The organism is Bathymodiolus azoricus thioautotrophic gill symbiont, assembly GCF_001298715.1.
Taxonomy (GTDB): Bacteria; Pseudomonadota; Gammaproteobacteria; order PS1; family Pseudothioglobaceae; genus Thiodubiliella.
The window spans coordinates 1-3,398 of the sequence record NZ_CDSC02000231.1; the positions used below are offsets into that span (position 1 = coordinate 1).

At 35.0% G+C, this 3,398-nt stretch carries 1 protein-coding gene and 1 pseudogene; both read left to right on the forward strand.

Annotated features, from left to right (window positions below; genetic code table 11):
- Nucleotides 1-1,068 precede the first annotated feature (1,068 nt).
- A pseudogene (locus BAZSYMA_RS04360) lies at nucleotides 1,069-1,494 on the forward strand (class II fumarate hydratase); the annotation flags it as partial.
- A gap of 1,242 nt (nucleotides 1,495-2,736) precedes the next feature.
- Nucleotides 2,737-2,877 (forward strand): hypothetical protein, encoded by a 141-nt coding sequence (locus tag BAZSYMA_RS09940; protein ID WP_195910097.1) that lies wholly within the window; start codon nucleotides 2,737-2,739, stop codon nucleotides 2,875-2,877.
- Nucleotides 2,878-3,398 lie beyond the last annotated feature (521 nt).

The following is a 3,398-nucleotide window of genomic DNA, read 5'->3' on the forward strand; positions in this document are numbered from 1 at the left end:
TTATCATTAACAAGTGATGAGGTAAAAAAGGACGTTTAGTGGTTTTAGTGATATGTGATATTCATGTTATTTATTTTGGATATCTGATGTGACAATCTTCAGGAGCTTAAGGGGTATGAGATATTAGCTTTTTTTGTTATTGCAGAGGCATAGGGCCTGGGAGGCAAGGGGAACAATTGGCTTATGTTCCCACCATTATTTTGGGGCTGTATTTTGATCTTCATCCATCGTTTTGTGACAATGTGTAACAATCCAGGAAAGTTTTTTGAACTTTTCTTACCCTATCGTTAATTACATCCAGAGTTCACTGGCCGTAAGGGTGTGCTGACTATAACACATGGGTTATATCTACTTCCGTCATAAGAAAGGTACTATGCGAAAAATGAGGCAATAAAGTAGTGAAAAATTTAAAAATTCTGGAGAACTGAGCTATCATATACACCAAACAAGAACAGAGGCGAAAAGCTACGTCTTTTAGGAATTGATACATGTTCTAGCTTGAATGACATTATGGAAATAAGGTGCAATAAATGTAAACGAAGTAAGCAGTTGTACGATTTATAAACTTTCGAACTTTCTTGCCTTGTAGTATAGGGTCGACACCAGTAAGTTGCTGTTAACATAAGATTGTATGAATATGGACACAAACAAATTAAATAAAAGAAAAAGAGATGAAATAATAGACATTTTATTGAAAATATATATGTAATCAGAAAGTTAAAAAAGGGGAAGGGGGTTGGTAATTCCATGCCATGGGTGCCTATGGTACAAAGCAGACATCATCTCATCGAAATATAACTTGTTCTCGTCAGGATATACATGTTGTAGCTGGAAAATTGTACAGTTTGGTTAAACAACAATCACTCAATCTTATTTACTGGACAGCTTAAACAGTGTAATCAAAACTGGAAAAACAACCAGACACAGATTACTTAAAAATTTTGATTTGGTCATATCAATAATGTTCTTAAATATATGGTACATGTACTTAATGATTAAAGTATAATTTGGTTGTACCCAGATAGAATTCCTGATGGATGATACTAATGCTGTATTGTACCTATTTCAGGTAAAGTAAACCCTACACAGTGTGAAGCAGTTACCATGGTAGCAGCTCAGGTAATGGGAAACAATACAGCAGTAACAGTAGGAGGATCTAATGGACATTTTGAACTCAATTGTTATAAACCGATGATGGTCAGGAATGTTCTACAATCAATCAGACTGATCGGTGATGCGTGTGTATCATTTGCCAAAAACTGTGTCGTAGGAATTACACCAAATAGGGACAGAATTGGTCAATTATTAAATGAATCTCTAATGTTAGTGACGGCTCTTAATCCTCATATTGGTTATGACAATGCATGTAAAATAGCTAAGTTAGCTCATCAAAATGGGTCAACACTCAAGGAAACAGCTCTCAAACTGGAGTTGCTAACACCTGAGCAATTTGATCAATGGGTTCAGCCTGGCAACATGCTAGGACCCAAATAGACTTATTATTGTGTCATAATATATTTTGTAGGGATCACACACACTTTTCTTTTTTTTATCCCCTAAAGTCTGATTGCATATTAAAATTAAATCTACATAATGTTATTTTTATGTTCTTTAGATCTGAAATGTTCCTGGTATAACCAGTGATATCAAGCATATCAGACTATCGTTATTGTCAGCAAAAAAAGTTGTGCATTTATGGAGAATTTGTTTGTTGTTGTTAATTATTCTTGATATATCAAGAAGTTATAATAAATGTTATTCTTCTAATATGTTTTTCATCTCAATTATTTAAAATGCAGTTAAATTAATGTGAGTGCATGTGGTTGTTATTTTGTTTTGATTTTAAATAAGGGCCTGGGTGGCTCAATGAGTTAGGTCGTTGGATTACCTAACAACTCATACAAGCCTATCACCAATACGGCATGGGTTCACGCCCGGCTTTGTAAATTACAAAAAGGGTGCACTCGACTCGCAACCACAAGTGATAAAGTTTACCAGTTGCTTGCTCATGGTCGGTGGCTCTCTCCGGGTACTCCGGCTTCTTCCACCACTAAAACTGGTCGCCATGATATAGCTGAAATATTGCTGAAAGTGGCGTTAAACACCAAAATTCAAATCAAATCAAAATCATGATTTTAAATAGTAAACAGAATGGGTGAATTTTATTTGGACAGTATTAAATTTTCAGTCTAAAGGATTTTTAGTTCACCTGGCTTAAGATGTTGTAAGTTTTTGTCTCTAGGTGGTATCCATCATTGTCTGACATTTTTAGTTGTTGACTTGTTAATCTTCTATTTTGATACCATATGGCCAAATTAATCCAAACTTGGATGGGATGGTCCACTTTCAAAAATAAATTCAAAAGTCCACCCTGCTTCTACAATGAAAGAAGGGCATTGCTCAAATTGTAAATTTCTTAAAATGTACAAAGCTTTTGATTTTTGTGCAGAAATGAGCTGAAATTAGATCTGTAGTGTTGCTACATGATAATAATGTTTCTGGTTTGCCTTTTCTAAAGTAGGCATATTCTAGGGTAAAATTACAAATGTTGCAGAACAAAAAGAGTGAGTGAGTGAGTGATTGTTGTTTAATGCCAATTCAGCAAATTTTCAGCTATGTCATGGAGAGAACAAGTTAATTTTCAATGAGATGGTGATGAGGTCCGCCTTGTACTAGACCAGCACGCTGAGTTGGATTCAGAGCCAACCAGTCTTTGCTCTTTCTCCTTAATGCTGCATGCTTAGCGGAGAAGCAACAAATACCAATTTTATAGTCTTTGGTTTGACTCAACCGGGTATTGAACCCATGATTTACCGCACTCGAGGCAAGTACGCTAACCATTATGCCACCGAAGTGGTTTTAGAACAAAAAGAATAATTGATGACTTATCAGATTGCAAAAGTGCAAAAAGATGACTTTTCAAGATTATTTTCAAATATAATTAAATGTTATGCCATTGTTGAACAGACAGAAAAAAAATAACTTCAAATTAGCAGAGCATTTTAGTTGTCAACAGGTAAATTAATTTAATACATACAATAAAATCTACATTGATATTCCCTCCTAAAAATGACTTGTCCAAGTGCAATTTAACCAGTCCCTAAGTCTACTAGTGTTGATTTACATTGGTATGTAGGAATCAACACTAGTAGACTTAGAGACGGGTTATGTTGAACTTAGATAAGTCATTTCTACATACCCATGTAAATCAAAGCTAGTAGACTTAGGGACTGGTTATGTTGAACTTGGAGAAGTCCTTTGTTCTCGCCTTGTATTGTAGGTATTCATTACCACCTTCAGTAATATTGTGATATTATGAGGCTCTAGAGGGTTGTTTTCATGTCGCATTTGACCTTGTATTGTAGGTATTCATTACCACCTTCAGTAATATTGTGATA

What these genes read in the sequence shown, in the direction of transcription:
- BAZSYMA_RS09940 (WP_195910097.1), top strand. Translation starts at nt 2,737, where the DNA reads ATGCTTAGCGGAGAAGCAACAAATACCAATTTTATAGTCTTTGGTTTG.